We start from the raw sequence: 684 nt of genomic DNA on the forward strand, positions 1-684 counted from the left end.
GGTTGGAGATTTCTTCCGATGAGGAAGCGCGCGCTCAGCTTGTATCGAATGGGGCAGAAGCCGAAGGTCCGTTAGGGGGCATCTTTGCGGTGCCGCAGCGACCTTCATGGGAAGGGCCTGAGTCCGGTCGGGTCGAGTCGGCTGCCCGACCGAGTAGTGTGGCGTCTTTGGATGGGAAGATCGAGACCGTATCGGCAATGGTTCAGGTGGATCGGTCTCCCGCTGGGGAGCTTCCACTTCAGATTTCGTCCGATGCCTTTGTGTCCGTACGGCTGGCAGATCTGATCTCGTTGTTTGAAGATCGCATGGAGCGCCCGTTGTTTGTTTGGCTCAAATCTTCGACTTACGCCAAAGAGTATGTGACATTCGATACTTTGAAGGCGGCCGGAATAGATGTGCGCTATGATGTTGAGACGCGGCAGGTTTCACTGTCGATCGCGAGTGAAGCAGCGCCATGACTACTTCCCAAACTTGGCTTTGATTGAGATTGGGTGCTGCCACGATGCGCTTTAGCGGAATATTAACCATGCAAGCGCAGATTGGCTACCGAGCTTAGGCGGAAGGTAGGCATGTTTAGTAGGTTATCTGCGCAAATTGGCGGCGTGGTGCTGGCGGGCTCGTTTGCGCCCGTGGCGGCGCATGCGGACGTCCTGGAGATCGGCAGCTCGGGCGCGGCCTGGGTTT

Annotated in this window: 1 pseudogene; it reads left to right on the plus strand. The window is 56.9% G+C overall.

Going from position 1 to position 684, the window contains the following annotated elements:
* A pseudogene (locus GRI89_RS00025) lies at positions 1-458 on the plus strand (hypothetical protein); the annotation flags it as partial.
* Between the last annotated feature and the right edge of the window lie 226 nt (positions 459-684).

It is taken from the genome of Croceibacterium salegens, assembly GCF_009827435.1.
GTDB classification, from domain to species: domain Bacteria; phylum Pseudomonadota; class Alphaproteobacteria; order Sphingomonadales; family Sphingomonadaceae; genus Croceibacterium_B; species Croceibacterium_B salegens.